The sequence below is a fragment of the Paenibacillus sp. J31R120 genome, from assembly GCF_056269225.1.
Genome location: NZ_JBWDNN010000003.1, coordinates 505,584 through 519,683, shown reverse-complemented (window position 1 = coordinate 519,683; position 14,100 = coordinate 505,584). Strand labels below are relative to the sequence as shown.

The 14,100-nt window shown below is 51.5% G+C and carries 15 protein-coding genes; 11 read left to right on the top strand and 4 right to left on the bottom strand.

Annotated elements, in window-relative coordinates:
• Nucleotides 1–299: 299 nt before the first annotated feature.
• The 5 genes from metG (at nt 300) to AC0YNW_RS14915 (ending at nt 5,983) form a co-directional block, all read left to right on the top strand.
• Complete coding sequence (metG, locus tag AC0YNW_RS14935; RefSeq protein ID WP_475832620.1) at nt 300–2,285, top strand: methionine--tRNA ligase; 1,986 nt, start codon at nt 300–302, stop codon at nt 2,283–2,285.
• A gap of 195 nt (nt 2,286–2,480) precedes the next feature.
• Nucleotides 2,481–3,554: a metal ABC transporter solute-binding protein, Zn/Mn family gene (locus AC0YNW_RS14930; RefSeq protein WP_475832619.1), complete on the top strand. Its 1,074-nt coding sequence runs from the start codon at nt 2,481–2,483 to the stop codon at nt 3,552–3,554.
• Nucleotides 3,555–3,717: 163 nt separating this feature from the next.
• Nucleotides 3,718–4,443 (top strand): metal ABC transporter ATP-binding protein, encoded by a 726-nt coding sequence (locus tag AC0YNW_RS14925; RefSeq protein WP_475832703.1) that lies wholly within the window; start codon nt 3,718–3,720, stop codon nt 4,441–4,443.
• Nucleotides 4,427–5,233: a metal ABC transporter permease gene (locus tag AC0YNW_RS14920; protein WP_387474278.1), complete on the top strand. Its 807-nt coding sequence runs from the start codon at nt 4,427–4,429 to the stop codon at nt 5,231–5,233. Before AC0YNW_RS14925 ends, AC0YNW_RS14920 begins: the two co-directional genes overlap by 17 nt.
• 36 nt (nt 5,234–5,269) lie before the next feature.
• Nucleotides 5,270–5,983 carry a cytochrome c biogenesis CcdA family protein gene (locus AC0YNW_RS14915; RefSeq protein ID WP_387474017.1) on the top strand — a complete coding sequence of 238 codons (714 nt, stop codon included), beginning with the start codon at nt 5,270–5,272 and terminating at the stop codon, nt 5,981–5,983.
• A 3-nt stretch (nt 5,984–5,986) separates the two neighbouring features.
• On the opposite strand, the gene splB is transcribed toward AC0YNW_RS14915, so the two are convergent.
• Entirely contained in the window at nt 5,987–7,057 is a 1,071-nt protein-coding gene (splB, locus tag AC0YNW_RS14910; protein ID WP_475832618.1) for a spore photoproduct lyase, read from the bottom strand.
• Nucleotides 7,058–7,283: 226 nt separating this feature from the next.
• On the opposite strand from splB, the gene mntR reads away from it, so the two are divergent.
• Nucleotides 7,284–7,706, top strand: coding sequence for a transcriptional regulator MntR (mntR, locus tag AC0YNW_RS14905; protein ID WP_387474013.1), 423 nt, complete (start codon nt 7,284–7,286; stop codon nt 7,704–7,706).
• A gap of 64 nt (nt 7,707–7,770) precedes the next feature.
• Here the strand turns inward: mntR and AC0YNW_RS14900 are convergent, their stop codons facing one another.
• On the bottom strand, nt 7,771–8,088 hold the full coding sequence (locus AC0YNW_RS14900) for a hypothetical protein (protein ID WP_387474011.1): 318 nt from the start codon (nt 8,086–8,088) through the stop codon (nt 7,771–7,773).
• A gap of 16 nt (nt 8,089–8,104) precedes the next feature.
• Nucleotides 8,105–9,073 carry a DUF1385 domain-containing protein gene (locus AC0YNW_RS14895; protein WP_475832617.1) on the bottom strand — a complete coding sequence of 323 codons (969 nt, stop codon included), beginning with the start codon at nt 9,071–9,073 and terminating at the stop codon, nt 8,105–8,107.
• A 200-nt stretch (nt 9,074–9,273) separates the two neighbouring features.
• Here AC0YNW_RS14895 and AC0YNW_RS14890 point away from each other — a divergent pair, with 200 nt between their 5' ends.
• The 5 genes from AC0YNW_RS14890 (at nt 9,274) to AC0YNW_RS14870 (ending at nt 13,474) form a co-directional block, all read left to right on the top strand.
• Nucleotides 9,274–9,786, top strand: a complete 513-nt coding sequence (locus AC0YNW_RS14890) for a YqhR family membrane protein (RefSeq protein WP_475832616.1) — start codon at nt 9,274–9,276, stop codon at nt 9,784–9,786.
• Nucleotides 9,787–9,876: 90 nt separating this feature from the next.
• Entirely contained in the window at nt 9,877–10,329 is a 453-nt protein-coding gene (gene aroQ / locus AC0YNW_RS14885; protein WP_387474005.1) for a type II 3-dehydroquinate dehydratase, read from the top strand.
• A 13-nt stretch (nt 10,330–10,342) separates the two neighbouring features.
• Nucleotides 10,343–11,416 carry a M24 family metallopeptidase gene (locus AC0YNW_RS14880; RefSeq protein ID WP_475832615.1) on the top strand — a complete coding sequence of 358 codons (1,074 nt, stop codon included), beginning with the start codon at nt 10,343–10,345 and terminating at the stop codon, nt 11,414–11,416.
• A gap of 28 nt (nt 11,417–11,444) precedes the next feature.
• Nucleotides 11,445–12,002, top strand: a complete 558-nt coding sequence (gene efp, locus AC0YNW_RS14875) for an elongation factor P (protein ID WP_387474001.1) — start codon at nt 11,445–11,447, stop codon at nt 12,000–12,002.
• 218 nt (nt 12,003–12,220) lie between these two features.
• The gene (locus AC0YNW_RS14870) at nt 12,221–13,474 is read left to right on the top strand and encodes an aspartate kinase (RefSeq protein WP_475832614.1); all 1,254 of its coding nucleotides are present in this window, start codon (nt 12,221–12,223) and stop codon (nt 13,472–13,474) included.
• Between the two features lie 88 nt (nt 13,475–13,562).
• Here AC0YNW_RS14870 and AC0YNW_RS14865 read toward each other — a convergent pair whose 3' ends face one another.
• Nucleotides 13,563–14,024 carry a DUF441 domain-containing protein gene (locus tag AC0YNW_RS14865; protein ID WP_387473997.1) on the bottom strand — a complete coding sequence of 154 codons (462 nt, stop codon included), beginning with the start codon at nt 14,022–14,024 and terminating at the stop codon, nt 13,563–13,565.
• Nucleotides 14,025–14,100: the final 76 nt, after the last annotated feature.

Below are 14,100 nucleotides of genomic sequence, written 5' to 3'. Positions count from 1 at the left end.
AAGCCGGCAAGGAGCGAAGCTGGAAGATGGTCCGGGAGGCACTGCTTTCGAGCCGGAGAATGATCAGTCCGGTAAGGGAGCGGCGTAACGTCCGCGTTAAGGGCATGCCGTCGGCAGACGGCCTACGAAGCGGCAGTGCGGCCTTGCACCAACCTTGATTGGGTTGTGTGGCAAGGGAAAGATGCGCAGCCGGAATTTGGGTGGTACCACGTGAGTATGAACTCTCGTCCCATGTTGGACGGGAGTTTTTTGCGTTTTTTCCAGAACAATCGCCAGAAGGCGGCAGGAGGAATAGGAAGATGTCTGACAAAAAATCATTTTATATTACGACACCGATTTATTACCCGAGCGACAAGCTGCACATCGGCCATGCCTATACGACAGTTGCCGGTGACGCAATGGCCCGTTACAAGCGTCTTCGCGGATATCATGTATGGTACTTGACCGGGACGGACGAGCATGGTCAGAAAATCGAGCGTAAGGCGAAGGAGAAGGACAAGACGCCACAGCAGTTCGTGGACGACATTGTTGTCGGCATCAAGGAATTATGGTCGAAGCTGGAAATTTCGAATGATGATTTCATCCGCACGACGGAAGATCGCCATAAGGTTGTTGTCGAACGCATCTTCAAGCAGCTGCTGGAGCAGGATGATATTTACAAGGGCGAATATGAAGGCTGGTATTGTACGCCTTGCGAATCGTTTTTCCTGGAGCGCCAGCTTGTGAACGGCAATTGTCCAGATTGCGGCAGACCGGTGGAGCTGGTGAAGGAAGAAAGCTATTTCTTCCGGATGAGCAAATACGCAGACCGCTTGCTGAAGCACTATGAGGACAATCCGGACTTCATTCAGCCGGAATCCCGCAAGAACGAGATGATCAACAACTTTATCAAGCCTGGCCTGGAGGATTTGGCGGTTTCCCGCACAACCTTCGATTGGGGTATTAAGGTGCCGGGCGATCCTAAGCATGTCATTTATGTATGGATCGACGCATTGTCCAACTATATTACCGCGCTTGGCTACGGCGAGGAAGGAAAGGACGCGAAGTACAATCAATTCTGGCCGGCGGACGTTCATCTGGTCGGCAAGGAAATCGTCCGTTTCCATACGATCTATTGGCCGATCATGCTGATGGCGCTTGGATTGCCGCTGCCGAAAAAGGTGTTTGCCCACGGTTGGCTTCTGACGAAGGAAGGCAAAATGTCCAAGTCTAAAGGTACAGTCGTTGATCCCGTTGTATTGATCGACCGCTACGGTCTGGATGCGCTTCGTTACTACCTGCTGCGTGAAGTGCCATTCGGCTCTGACGGCGCATTCACGCCGGAGAACTTCGTCGAGCGCATTAATTTCGATCTTGCCAATGATCTCGGCAATTTACTTAACCGTACGGTGGCGATGATTGGCAAATATTTTGAGGGCAATATCCCTCCATTCGCAGGATCGGTTACACCGTTTGATTCCAGCTTGCAGCAGCTTGCCGGCGAGACGATTACGTCGGTGGAAAATGCGATGGAGCGTATGGAATTCTCCGTGGCACTGACGTCACTATGGCAATTCGTCAGCAGAACGAACAAATATATTGATGAGACACAGCCGTGGGCGCTGGCGAAGGATGAAGCCAAATCTGCCGAGCTGGCTTCCGTTATGCATCATCTTGCAGAGTCGCTGCGCCTCATCTCCATCATGCTGCAGCCGTTCCTGACTCATGCGCCTCGTGAAATGTGGCGCCAGTTGGGCCTTACGGAAGGCGAGCTGACCTCATGGGACAGCATGCGCATGTTCGGAAGAACCCCGGGCGGTACGACGGTCAGCAAAGGTACGCCGATCTTTCCGCGTCTGGAGACGGAGGAAGAGGCAGCATTCATCGCTTCATCGATGAGTGGAGGCACACCTGCGGCGAGCCAGACGGAAGCGCCGGCAGCAGCGCCTGCCAGCAGCGGCGGACCGGAGCCGTCGGATAAGGAAGAGATCGGCATCGACGATTTCGCCAAAGTAGAGCTTCGCGTAGCCCAGGTACTGGCTGCGGAGCCGGTGCCGAAGGCGGATAAACTTCTGAAGCTTCAGCTGGATCTTGGTTATGAGCAGCGCCAAGTCGTATCGGGCATTGCCAAGTATTATAAGCCAGAGGAGCTTGTCGGGCGCAAGGTTATCTGCGTCACGAACTTGAAGCCCGTTAAGCTGCGCGGGGAGATGTCGCAAGGCATGATTCTGGCTGCTTCTCATGACGATCAGTTAACGCTTGCGACAGTGCCGGATGGCATGCCGAACGGCGCCGTTGTGAAATAACAGCTTATTGAATTTGAAAAAGTCGTTCCGCTTCCTGAACAGGAGGTATGGAACGACTTTTTTTGGCGTATGGCTTGTAAGTAAACGGCTGATTGGTGCTGGCAAAGAAAAGTTGGTTGACAGAGTAAAAAGGCGGACGTATAATATTAAACGTAATCATAACGATTACTATAAAGAGAATCGGAGAGTATACACATGCTGAAAAGTAAACGCGGTAAATGGTTGAATCTGTTCGTAATGTTGATGTCGGTCGTACTTATAATAAGTGCATGCGGGAAAGGCAATTCTAGCAATCAAGGGGCAAGTCCGTCGGCGGAGCCATCTCAGACTGCAAGCAATGATACAGGCAACGGGGGAGAGACCACTCAGTCCAAGCTGAAGGTCGTGACGAGCTTCTATCCCCTCTATTATTTGGCAAGCGAGATTGGCGGGGAGCATGTAGAGGTCGTGAATTTGATTGCAGCTGGTGTAGAGCCGCATGACTGGACTCCGAAGAGCAAGGATCTGAGCACAGCGTCGAATGCGCAGCTGCTGCTGTATCACGGAGCAGGACTTGAATTGTGGATTGATCAGTTTCAGAAAGGCCTATCGAAGGACAGCAAGGTCGTGACGAAGGAAATGAGCGCCGGTATTGCGTTAATTAGCGGTGAGGGTCATGACCACGATCATGACGGTGATGCCCATGATCACGACCATGACAGCGATGACCATGATCATGATGCAGAAGAAGGACATTCACATTCGCATGATATCGATCCCCATACATGGGTAAGCCCGAAATCGTCTATTATACTAGCTGAGAACGTGAAGACCAGCTTGATTGAGACGGACCCTGTACATGAGGACTACTATAATGAACGTTTTGAAACGTTGAAGAACGAGCTGGTTCAACTGGACCAGAAGTACACAGAGGTGCTGGAGAAAGCACCACAGAAGAATCTGGTCGTATCGCATCAGGCATTCGGATATTTGGCGAGAGACTATGGACTTACGCAGACAGCAATCATGGGCCTTAGCCCGGATGCGGAGCCGCGGGCGCAGGACATTCTGAAGATTGCAAAGTTTGTGAAGGAGAATGGCGTCAAGTATATCTTCTTCGAGGAATTGGTGTCGGATCGCCTGGCGAAGACGCTGGCGAGCGAGGCTGGTGTGGAGACGATGGTGCTCAATCCGCTGGAAGGTCTGACGAAGGAACAAGAGAAGAGCGGAGCGACTTATCTGACGCTGATGGAAAGCAATTTGCAAAACTTGACGAAGGCATTACAATAGAATAGATTAAGGTTGGCGAAAACGGAGCCCGGATGGCTCCCTTTTTGCGCTAAGGAGAGGTACAATGCTTCTATCAAACGAAAAAAACGAGAGTTCGCAAGGCTGTCATCGCGAAGTGGTCGGCGTAGACGGCGTGTCGTTCTCCTATCAGCATAAGTCGGTTATGACGGATGTATCGTTCAGCGTCAAGGAACGGGATTTCATCGGACTTATCGGTACGAACGGAGCGGGCAAAACAACCCTTCTGCGGATGATCGTCGGTTTGCTTCGGCCAACTGAGGGACAAATCCGGCTGTTCGGTGTGCCTGTGGAGAAATTCAAGGATTGGGACCGGATTGGCTACGTGCCGCAAAAAAATTCACTTAATCCCCAGTTTCCCGCAACGGTGCGTGAAGTCGTGATGTCCGGGCTGTATGGACGCAAGCGCTTGTTCCGGCCGATCGGCAAAGCAGACCACGTCAAGGCGGCGGATGCGCTTGAGGCGATGGGCATATCTGATCTAGCCGAGAAGCGGATCGGGCAATTGTCCGGCGGGCAGCAGCAGCGCGTATTTTTGGCAAGGGCGCTCATTAATAATCCCTCGCTGCTCATTCTGGACGAACCAACGGTAGGCATTGATGCCGAGACGCAGCAAAGCTTCTTTCATATGATCAAGCATATGCATCAGCATCATAATATGACGTTTCTGATGGTATCGCATGACATGGAGATGATCCGGGCTTATCTGGGACAAGAGCCGGCGTCCAAATCGGGCAAACTAAATTTTTATATCCGGCATTCGCATGATACGCAAGACTGCGTAGAGCATAACTTGGCGCATAGCTTGCGAGGGCTTCGGGAGCAATTGGAAAGCGGGAGAGAGGTTGTTGGCATTGGAGATCGTAACTAGCGAGTTTTTTCAGAGGGCGCTCATTGGCGGCGTGTTAATCGGCATAACCGCCCCGCTTATGGGACTGTTTCTTGTTTTGAGGAGACTCTCAATGATAGGGGATACCTTGTCCCATGTGGCAATTGCGGGGGTAGCGCTGGGCTATATTATCGGCGTCTATCCCATTGCAGCGGGACTTGTATTCGCCATTGCCGCATCCTTCGCGATAGAGAAGCTCCGCAAAGCCTATAAGACGTATGCGGAGCTGTCGCTCGCCATTATCATGTCAGGCGGGATCGCGCTCGCCTCCTTGCTGTTCACAATGGGGCGCAGCTTCATGGATGTGAACAGCTACCTGTTCGGAAGCATCTATACGCTGGATGGAACCGATCTATATACGATCGGGGGTGTTACGCTTGTCGTATTGCTTGTTGTCGGCTTGCAGGCGAAGGAGTTGTTCCTTCTGTCTTTCGACGAAGAGGCGGCAGCGGTAAGCGGCTTGCCCGTGCGATTCTATAATGTTATGATTAGCGTGCTTACCGCACTAGTCATTAGCGTAGCGATCAAGATCGTAGGCGCGCTGCTTGTATCTGCCTTGCTGACGATTCCGGCTGCATGCAGCCTTATTATCGCCCGCAGCTTCAAGCAGAGCATCGTAACCGTCGTCCTGATCGGCGAGTTGGCCGTAATCGGGGGGTTAATGATTGCAGGCGTATGGAATCTGGCGCCAGGCGGAACGGTCGTATTGCTTCTGATTGCGATTCTGCTTGTGCTGCTTATGTTCCGGCGCACCCTGAGACTTGGCGGTTAGCATCAGCCAATAGGTATCGCGAAAGAGGTGCATATCTTGTCAGACATTAATATTTGGCTGGCGTTCGGAGCGGGCTTCGCTTCGTTTATTTCGCCATGCTGCTTGCCGCTTTATCCGTCATACCTGTCGTACATAACCGGCATCTCTGTATCGGAATTGAAGGATGCTCAGCTCACGAACAAAAAACGTATGCTCATGATGACGCATACGCTGTTTTTTGTACTCGGTTTTTGCACGGTTTATTATACGCTCGGATACGGAACGAATGTATTCAGCGAGTTCTTCAGCGAGTACAACGTACTGATACGTCAATTATCCGCCATACTGATCATATTGATGGGTCTGTTCCTGATGGGCATCTTCCAGCCAAAGCTGCTCATGAAGGAACGCAGAATGAACCTGATGCCTAAGAAGGTCAATTACCTCAGCTCGTTTATTTTCGGCATCGGTTTCTCGGCAGGCTGGTCGCCATGCATCGGACCTGCCTTGACCGCTATTCTGGGGTTGGCCGCAGCGGAGCCAGGCACATGGTTCGGCCTAACCTCGGCCTATGCATTAGGCTTCGCTATTCCGTTCTTTATTCTTGCTTTTTTCCTAGGCACGGCTCGCTGGATTCTGAAGTATTCCAGCATTGTCATGAAGATCGGCGGCGGCGTTATGATTCTGATGGGCGTACTGTTGTTCACGGATCAAATGACCAAAATCACCATTTGGCTCAACCAAATTACACCGGAATTTTTGAAGTTTTAATATTTAGGTAAAGTATTCGATTTTGGAATCCGGAAAATGTTCAAAGACGCGCTCCGATATGAATAAGCGGAGCGCGTCTGCTTGTTCATCGGGGTAGACGTATTTGCCCTGTCCCCAGCGGCCCCACTTATATTTGCGCTTTTCGATATCCATTTCGAGCTTGGTTTTGGGGTAACGCTTTTCGATTACGCCTTTCGCCGTCTTTGTGAACCGGTGCTGGATCAGCTCGAACGTCAGGTCGCCTCTGACGTCTTGGGGCAAAGCAGCATCCAGCGCTGCCAGCAGCTCCCCATAGCCTTCCTCCCAGCCGTCATGCCATATAATCGGGGCTATGATGAAACCGATCGGGTAACCCGCCTTGGCGGCCTTCGCAGCGGCCTCAATCCGCTGCTCGAAGCGGGAGGTGGACGGCTCGAAGTGTTTGATGACGTATTTGCTGTTCACGCTGAACCGGATGCGCGTATGGCCGTTATGGTTGGCGTCCAGCAGGGAATCCACATGGTGAAACTTGGTGACAAAGCGCAGCCTGGCCAGCGGCTGCTGCCCCATATATTCGATGAGTTCACGAAGGCTGCCCGTTATGGGCTCCAGGCCGACAGGATCGGATGTACAGGCAGCCTCGAAGCGTGTAATTTCGGGAGCTCGCTCGTCGATATAGCCTTGTGCTGCATCCAGAATGTCATGGATATTGACATATACACGGATATAAGGCTTTGCGCCAAGCGTTGTCTGCAGATAGCAATAATGGCAGTGAGCCATACAGCCTGTTGCGATTGGAATCGCATATTCGGCAGAAGGCTTGGATGTATCGAATTTAAGCGTCTTGCGAAGGCCAACCACGAGCGTCCGCTTGGCGATTTTATATTGCTCCAGCTCGGAATTGCCGGGCAGGTTGGTGATACGGTTATGCGAGGTGGTCATACGGTAAGGGATGCCTTCTTTTTTTACCCATTCAAATATTCGCTTGCCCTTGGGATAATCCAGCGCTGCCGGTTCAAAATAAACAAGCTCCGGCACGAAGGACAGAGTCGTTCGGTCAACTCGGGGAGGACGGGATAATGTCTGTTGGGTCATGAAAAAGCCTCCTGATTAGAAATCGAGTAGTTTGAATAACGTAAGAATCATTTCGATATCAGCTAGGATTCCGTATATAGGGTCCGGGTAAACAGGTAAGATCACCAACTGCTGAGATTGCCGTCCAAATTTGTCGGACGGGTTGCAGATGATCTATCGAACAGTGTATGATACATAGAGTAAAGCCGAGCAATTGGGTAATGAAGCAAGGTAAGGAGGTTCTTGGGTGCCGACTCCGAGCATGGAAGACTACTTGGAACGAATCTATAAGCTCATCGATGAGAAGGGCTACGCGCGCGTATCGGATATAGCCGAAGGGCTGGAGGTCCATCCGTCTTCCGTAACGAAGATGATTCAGAAGCTGGATAAGGACAATTATCTCATATACGAGAAGTACCGCGGTCTGGTCCTCACCAACAAAGGGAAAAAGATGGGGAAACGGCTGGTTGACCGTCATCAGCTGCTGGAATCATTTTTGACGATTATCGGTGTGCAGGACGATAATATCTATAAAGATGTGGAAGGTATTGAGCATCATCTGAGCTGGGATTCCATTACTTGCATCGAGACGCTGGTGGAATATTTCCGCAGGGATGAATCCAGGCTGGCAGATTTGAGAGCTTTGCGTTCCCAATTGGATACAGAATAAGTTACATAACACAAAAGGTCAGCGGAATCTGTTCCGCTGACCTTTTGTTGTATCAAACATTCAATTAATGATATTTCGGCATGTCGTCGTCATCCTTGCCGCCTTCGATTACTCGGAAAGGGACAGTCTTCGAACGCGGACGATCACGCTTTGGCTTAGCCGAAGTTCGGTTATGTGTCACATGCGTTCGCGATTGGCTACCGCCGCGCCGGCCGCTTAGGAAGGCCGGGGGGTATTTGTAGAGCAGAAAGATGCCGCCAAGGATGACAATGGGCAAAATCAGGGAGAGCGCGAATCTCGCAAAGCCCACGACAATGCCGATTGCCAGTAGAGCAAATATGATTATGGCGCCGGGGCTCCATCTTTTTCCACGATTGTACATCCTCATCACGCCTTTATTAAGATTTAGACATTTGCTGGTCCAGCTCGCGCATCCGGTTGAAGGAAGCGATCGATACGGCAACCTGCTCGTCTTTCGGTTCTTTTGTTGTCAACAGCTGCAGCCATAGGCCAGGGTAGCCGAGGAAACGCAGGAAAGGTACTTCGCGTACAGCGTTTGTTAATCTTAACACTTCATAAGAAACGCCAAGAACGAGAGGCAGCAACGCAAGACGGATAATAATGCGGTCCCATAGTCCTTGCCATACAAAAATCGGCAGCGAGTAGATCACGACACCCACGATAATCGTGAACACCATAAAGCTGGAGCCGCAGCGGTAATGCAGCCTGCTGTACTTCTGCACATTGCGTATTGTCAGCTCTTCGCCCGCTTCATAAGCGCTGATGACTTTATGCTCTGCTCCGTGGTATTGGAACAGGCGCTTAATAAGCGGAGTCATGGATATAAAGTACAGGTATGCCAGCAATAAAATAATTTTGATAAGTCCCTCTAATAAATTATGACCGATGGAGCTTTCGAATAACCCGCTGAACAATAATTCTTCCAGTGCCGCTGGCACCCCCGTGAAGAGGACCTTGCCTGCGATAAAGGACAGGACGCCTGCGACCGCTACGCTGACGATCATGCCGGCGCTCAGACCGCTTTTCTTTTCTTCCTTGGGCGGGGCTTTCTCAACAGGCTTGCCGTTCTTAGCGTCTTCCTCTGTTTCATCCTCCGCATAGGCTTCCATCGAGAAGTTCAAATGCTGGGAACCCTTGGCGCTGGATTCGACAATGCCGATGACGCCGCGCAGGAACGGGATTTTCTTGAAAGGAGTCAGCCATCGCTGTGTCGTTCTGGGTACTTCGTAAAATACGATTTCATCGTTCTTGCGTCTTACGGCTGTCACATTCACGTGCTTGCCCTGGAACATGACGCCCTCAATGACGGCTTGTCCGCCATAAATATTACGTGGGTCCTGAGACAAAAGCGTGTCACCTTCCTCGATATTTCTTCTAAAATAGTCTTGTTTCTATTGTACTTGATCTGACGTCTAATTGCGAGTCGCTAAGCCTTGCAGTATGCCCTGAGCGATCGGAGTGCAGCGGTTACAGGTCCAATCTTTGTCGCATACTAGAAGAAAGCGGCACAAGGTTTGCTATACACAAGCGCAAAGGAGCGATCACTATGGCCAATGCACATGATCATCTTAGAAGGAACAAGGATGAACACCACCGGACCAATCCATGGCTGTACTCCATTCAGCTTGGTTTCTTTACCGGATTATTTTTCGGCGTCCTTCGGTGGATGTGCTACGAGATGAGATTTACGACATTGCTTCCGGGCTATATGCTGGAACCGTTCTTCCGGCATTCTTTCTTGAAATCCGTTTGGGGCTATGTTGCCGGTATTGCCGCCTACATCGTATTCTCGATGGTGATGGCGCTTCTCTATAAAGTTGTGCTCGGCAAGCTGAAAGGACCATGGCCGGGCATCTTCTATGGACTCGCCGTATGGGTAGTCTTGTTCACCGGCATCGGACCGCTGATCGGGCTCATGGGATGGCTTACGCAGATTGGCTGGAATACCATCTATACAGAGCTATGCATATCAACCCTATGGGGCGTATTTATCGGCTATTCCATCGCCTTTGAATTTACCGACGAGGTGTCGCGCGAGCCGATGGGAGCAAAGAACTGAGTTGTTACTTCTCAAGGGGCGGACATTTGTGGTAAAATGTCTTGTGATCTTCGACGAGATTGACCAATCGTTCGCCCAGGAGGTGCAGGCATGCTCAGAATCGCAGTGCTTAATGGTCCTAACTTGAATATGCTTGGCATACGCGAGCCTGGCGTATACGGCAATGAATCGCTATCCGCGATCGAGGCGCAGGTCAAGAGCAAGGGAGATGAGCTTGGCGTCCAGGTCTCATGCTTCCAAACCAATCATGAAGGCGACATGATCGACCGCATACATAGCGCATACGGGAAAGAGGACGGCATCATTATTAATCCGGGTGCTTGGACTCATTACAGTTATGCGATCCGGGATGCGCTTAGCGCAATTTCGGTGCCGATCGTGGAAGTGCATCTATCCAACATTCATAAGAGAGAAGCGTTCCGGCATGTGTCCGTTGTAGCTCCGATCGCCCTCGGGCAGATCGCGGGTTTCGGAGCATCGGGGTATCTGATGGCTCTGGACGCGCTGGTGCGCAAACTTCGAAGCGAGAGCAGCGAGGAATGAGAGGGAGAGCGATATGACGACAAAAAGAGTAGAGCGGCTGCGCAAGCTGCTGGAAGAGAACGGCCTGGATGCACTGTTGATCGCAAGCCCACATAACAGACGCTACATAAGCGGTTTTACAGGATCGGCAGGTTTTGTACTCCTTACATCCGGAAATAACTATTTCCTGACAGACTTCCGTTACCGGGAGCAGGCGGCGAAGCAGGTTCAAGGATTCCAGGTCATCGAGCATGGAACAAGCCCGATAGATGATATTCGGGGCATCCTGGAGAAAGACGGCATCAGCTCGCTCGGATTCGAGCAGGAGCATGTGAGCTACGGCGAATATCTCCAGTGGGGCAAGACGCTGAAGACCATCCAGCTGAAGCCCGCTGCAGCGCTGGTCGAGAAGCTGCGCATGATCAAGGACGATGCCGAGCTGCAAGTGATGCAGGATGCGGCGGACCTGGCAGACCGGACGTTCAAGCATATTCTTGGCGTTCTGGCGACCGGGATCAGGGAGTCCGATGTCGCGCTTGAGATGGAAGTCTTTATGCGCAGCAACGGCGCAACAAGTTCATCCTTTGATACCATCGTTGCTTCCGGAGAGCGCTCTGCATTGCCGCACGGCGTGGCAAGCGACCGCGTCATCGGCACGGACGAATTCGTGAAGCTCGACTTTGGCGCTTACTACAACGGGTATTGCTCTGACTTGACCCGGACGGTTGTCATCGGCAAGCCGAACGACAAACATAAAGAAATCTACAACATCGTGCTGGAAGCTCAGCTGCACGCGCTTGCGAATATCCGTCCCGGCATGTCCGGCAAGGAAGCGGACGCGCTCTGCCGCGATATCATTACGAAGCATGGCTACGGCGATCACTTCGGGCATGGTACAGGACACGGGCTTGGCATGGAAGTTCACGAAGCGCCAAGACTATCCCGACTAAGCGATACGATTTTAACCCCCGGCATGACCGTTACGGTGGAACCCGGCATCTACGTCCCAGGCTTTGGCGGCGTACGCATCGAGGATGATATCGTCATTACGGAATCCGGTATTAAAATATTAACCTCATCTCCGAAGGAGCTCATCTGCCTGGGATAGGAACTATTCATTCAGGAGGGAATCAGCAATGATTTCAGTAAACGATTTTAAGACAGGTTTGACTGTGCAAGTAGACAACGATATCTTCACCGTCCTGGACTTCCAACACGTAAAACCGGGCAAAGGCGCTGCATTCGTACGTTCCAAGCTGAAAAATCTTCGCAACGGCAACGTTGTTGAGAAAACATTCCGTGCAGGCGAGACAATCGGCCGCGCCATAATCGAGAACAGAGCGGTTCAATATCTGTACAACTCCGGTTCCGAATATACGTTCATGGACAACGAGACGTTCGATCAGTTCAACCTGGACAAGAAACAGCTCGAGTGGGAGCTTAACTTCCTGAAAGAAAACATGACGGTTAACATTTCGAGCTACCAAGGCGAAATCCTCGGTATCCAAATGCCGAACAGCGTAGATCTGAAAGTAACAGAGACAGAGCCGGGCGTAAAAGGCAACACCGCTCAAGGCGCTACGAAAAACGCAACGGTTGAGACAGGACTTACGGTACAAGTTCCATTGTTCATCAACGAAGGCGATGTGCTTCTGATCGATACGCGCGAAGGCAAATACATCTCCAGAGCGTAATCTTACGCCGAAGGCATAACAAGCCGTCTCCAAGGTCGCATTGCGACTTGGGGCGGCTTTTTTTGCACCAAACAGTCATGAACCAGTTATGGGGTGCGCTATTCTGCGATAACGCGGTAGGGCGGAAATGTTTTTGTGCGGAGCTATACCCATGGGCAGGTCTCCTGTGATATAATATGAACTTGTATGTAGATGTCAAGGTTGGGAGTGAAACAGCTTTGTCTTTGATCGTGATGAAGTTTGGCGGCAGCTCCGTGGGTACGCCGGAGAGAATGCTGCGTGTAGCAAAACGTATAGTGGAAAGGCAGCAAGAAGGCAATGATATCGTTGTCGTCGTGTCTGCCATGGGTGATACGACAGACGATTTGATTGATCAGTCGAAGGGACTGAACCCCAATCCGCCCCATCGCGAGATGGATATGCTGATGACGGTCGGTGAACAAATTTCGATCGCCTTGCTGTCGATGACGATTCATCAGATAGGCGGGAAGGCTATGTCGTTTACCGGCTGGCAAGCGGGGATGAAGACGGACGAGGTTCACGGAAAAGCTAAAATTACCGACATTGAACCAAGCCGGATTTTTAAAGCGCTTGAAGCGGGGAATGTAGCGGTTGTTGCCGGATTCCAGGGCATGAGTGAAGACGGCGAGATTACAACGCTCGGACGCGGCGGTTCCGATACAACAGCTGTAGCGCTTGCCGCAGCCGTTAAAGCGGATGTATGCGAAATCTACACGGATGTGGACGGCGTCTATTCGACTGATCCGCGTGTCGTGAAAAACGCACGCAAGCTGAATGAAATTTCGTATGACGAAATGCTGGAACTGGCCAATTTGGGTGCGGCTGTATTGCATCCCCGCGCCGTTGAATATGCGAAGCATTACAATGTGAAGCTGGTAGTACGTTCAAGCTTCACGCAGAATGAAGGTACAAGTGTGAAGGAGGATGCGGTCATGGAACAAGGCGTGGTCGTGCGCGGAATCGCTTTTGATAAAAACGTGGCTAGAATTAGTATTATGGGCGTGGAGGATGTGCCGGGCGTTCTGGCTAATGTATTCGGCGCGCTTGCCAAAAACGGCATCGACGTAGATATTATCGTTCAGAGCGGTGTCCAGGACGGCAAAGCCGACTTCTCGTTCACCCTGTCGGGAGACGACAGAGAGAAAGCAATTGAAGTGATTGAAGGCGTGCGTTCCCTTGTGCCGTATCGCGAGACAACTTCGGAATCCGGCCTTGTGAAAGTCTCGATCGTCGGAGCGGGCATGGTCAGCAACCCTGGCGTGGCGGCTCAAATGTTCTCGGCGATTTCAACGCTTGGCGTAAGCATCAAGATGGTCAGCACGTCCGAGATCAAATGCTCCTGTGTGATTGCGGCAGAGACGCTTAATGAAGTGGTGCGTGCGCTCCATACGGCGTATGGACTAGATACGACTGAGCAAGCTTATGTCGGCGGTCCATCTGAGCGTCGTTAATCGGACTTATTCACATCTTACTTGAACAAGAATGAGAGGGTGCCCCTGTGCGGGGCACCCTCTTTTGTCTGAACAAGCAAACGGCGGCTCACGGGGAGCCCCCAAACAGCTTGAACACTTTATATAAGATAGCTGTTATGCCAGCTGCCATCAACGGCCCGACGGGTATGCCTCTTAACAATATGATGCCGACAATCGATCCCAGCACGAGCCCTACGACAATCTGCGGGTCCATCTTCAGAAGATCCAGGCCTCTGCTATTAATAAAGGTAGCAAGCGCTCCGCCAGTCAAAGCGAGAATGCCGGGCCATGAGGTAAGCACCGCAGTGAAATCCTTGAATTGGATTCGTTCGGCTGCAAATGGAACGAGTACGCTCAGCGTCAGGAACAGCAGTCCAAGCTCAAGCCCACGCCGCTCAATGGCGGGCAGGAATCTCTCCAAATGAACAAGTTTGATCGCAAGCAGCAAGCAAGCCGCGGTCGCAATGATGGGCGAGCGGCCAATAACGCCTATTAGAATAAGAATGACGAGAATTAGTTCACCAACCATGGCAATGAGCTCCTATCCTGTCCAAAGCGGCGCTCCGTCGGAGCAGTCTACCTCATTATATGGACGGGCTCGCTCC

What these genes read in the sequence shown, in the direction of transcription:
- AC0YNW_RS14900 (WP_387474011.1), bottom strand. Translation starts at nt 8,088, where the DNA reads ATGTACAATCGTGGAAAAAGATGGAGCCCCGGCGCCATAATCATATTT.
- AC0YNW_RS14865 (WP_387473997.1), bottom strand. Translation starts at nt 14,024, where the DNA reads ATGGTTGGTGAACTAATTCTCGTCATTCTTATTCTAATAGGCGTTATT.
- efp (WP_387474001.1), top strand. Translation starts at nt 11,445, where the DNA reads ATGATTTCAGTAAACGATTTTAAGACAGGTTTGACTGTGCAAGTAGAC.
- AC0YNW_RS14930 (WP_475832619.1), top strand. Translation starts at nt 2,481, where the DNA reads ATGCTGAAAAGTAAACGCGGTAAATGGTTGAATCTGTTCGTAATGTTG.
- AC0YNW_RS14890 (WP_475832616.1), top strand. Translation starts at nt 9,274, where the DNA reads ATGGCCAATGCACATGATCATCTTAGAAGGAACAAGGATGAACACCAC.
- AC0YNW_RS14880 (WP_475832615.1), top strand. Translation starts at nt 10,343, where the DNA reads ATGACGACAAAAAGAGTAGAGCGGCTGCGCAAGCTGCTGGAAGAGAAC.
- splB (WP_475832618.1), bottom strand. Translation starts at nt 7,057, where the DNA reads ATGACCCAACAGACATTATCCCGTCCTCCCCGAGTTGACCGAACGACT.
- aroQ (WP_387474005.1), top strand. Translation starts at nt 9,877, where the DNA reads ATGCTCAGAATCGCAGTGCTTAATGGTCCTAACTTGAATATGCTTGGC.
- AC0YNW_RS14925 (WP_475832703.1), top strand. Translation starts at nt 3,718, where the DNA reads ATGACGGATGTATCGTTCAGCGTCAAGGAACGGGATTTCATCGGACTT.
- metG (WP_475832620.1), top strand. Translation starts at nt 300, where the DNA reads ATGTCTGACAAAAAATCATTTTATATTACGACACCGATTTATTACCCG.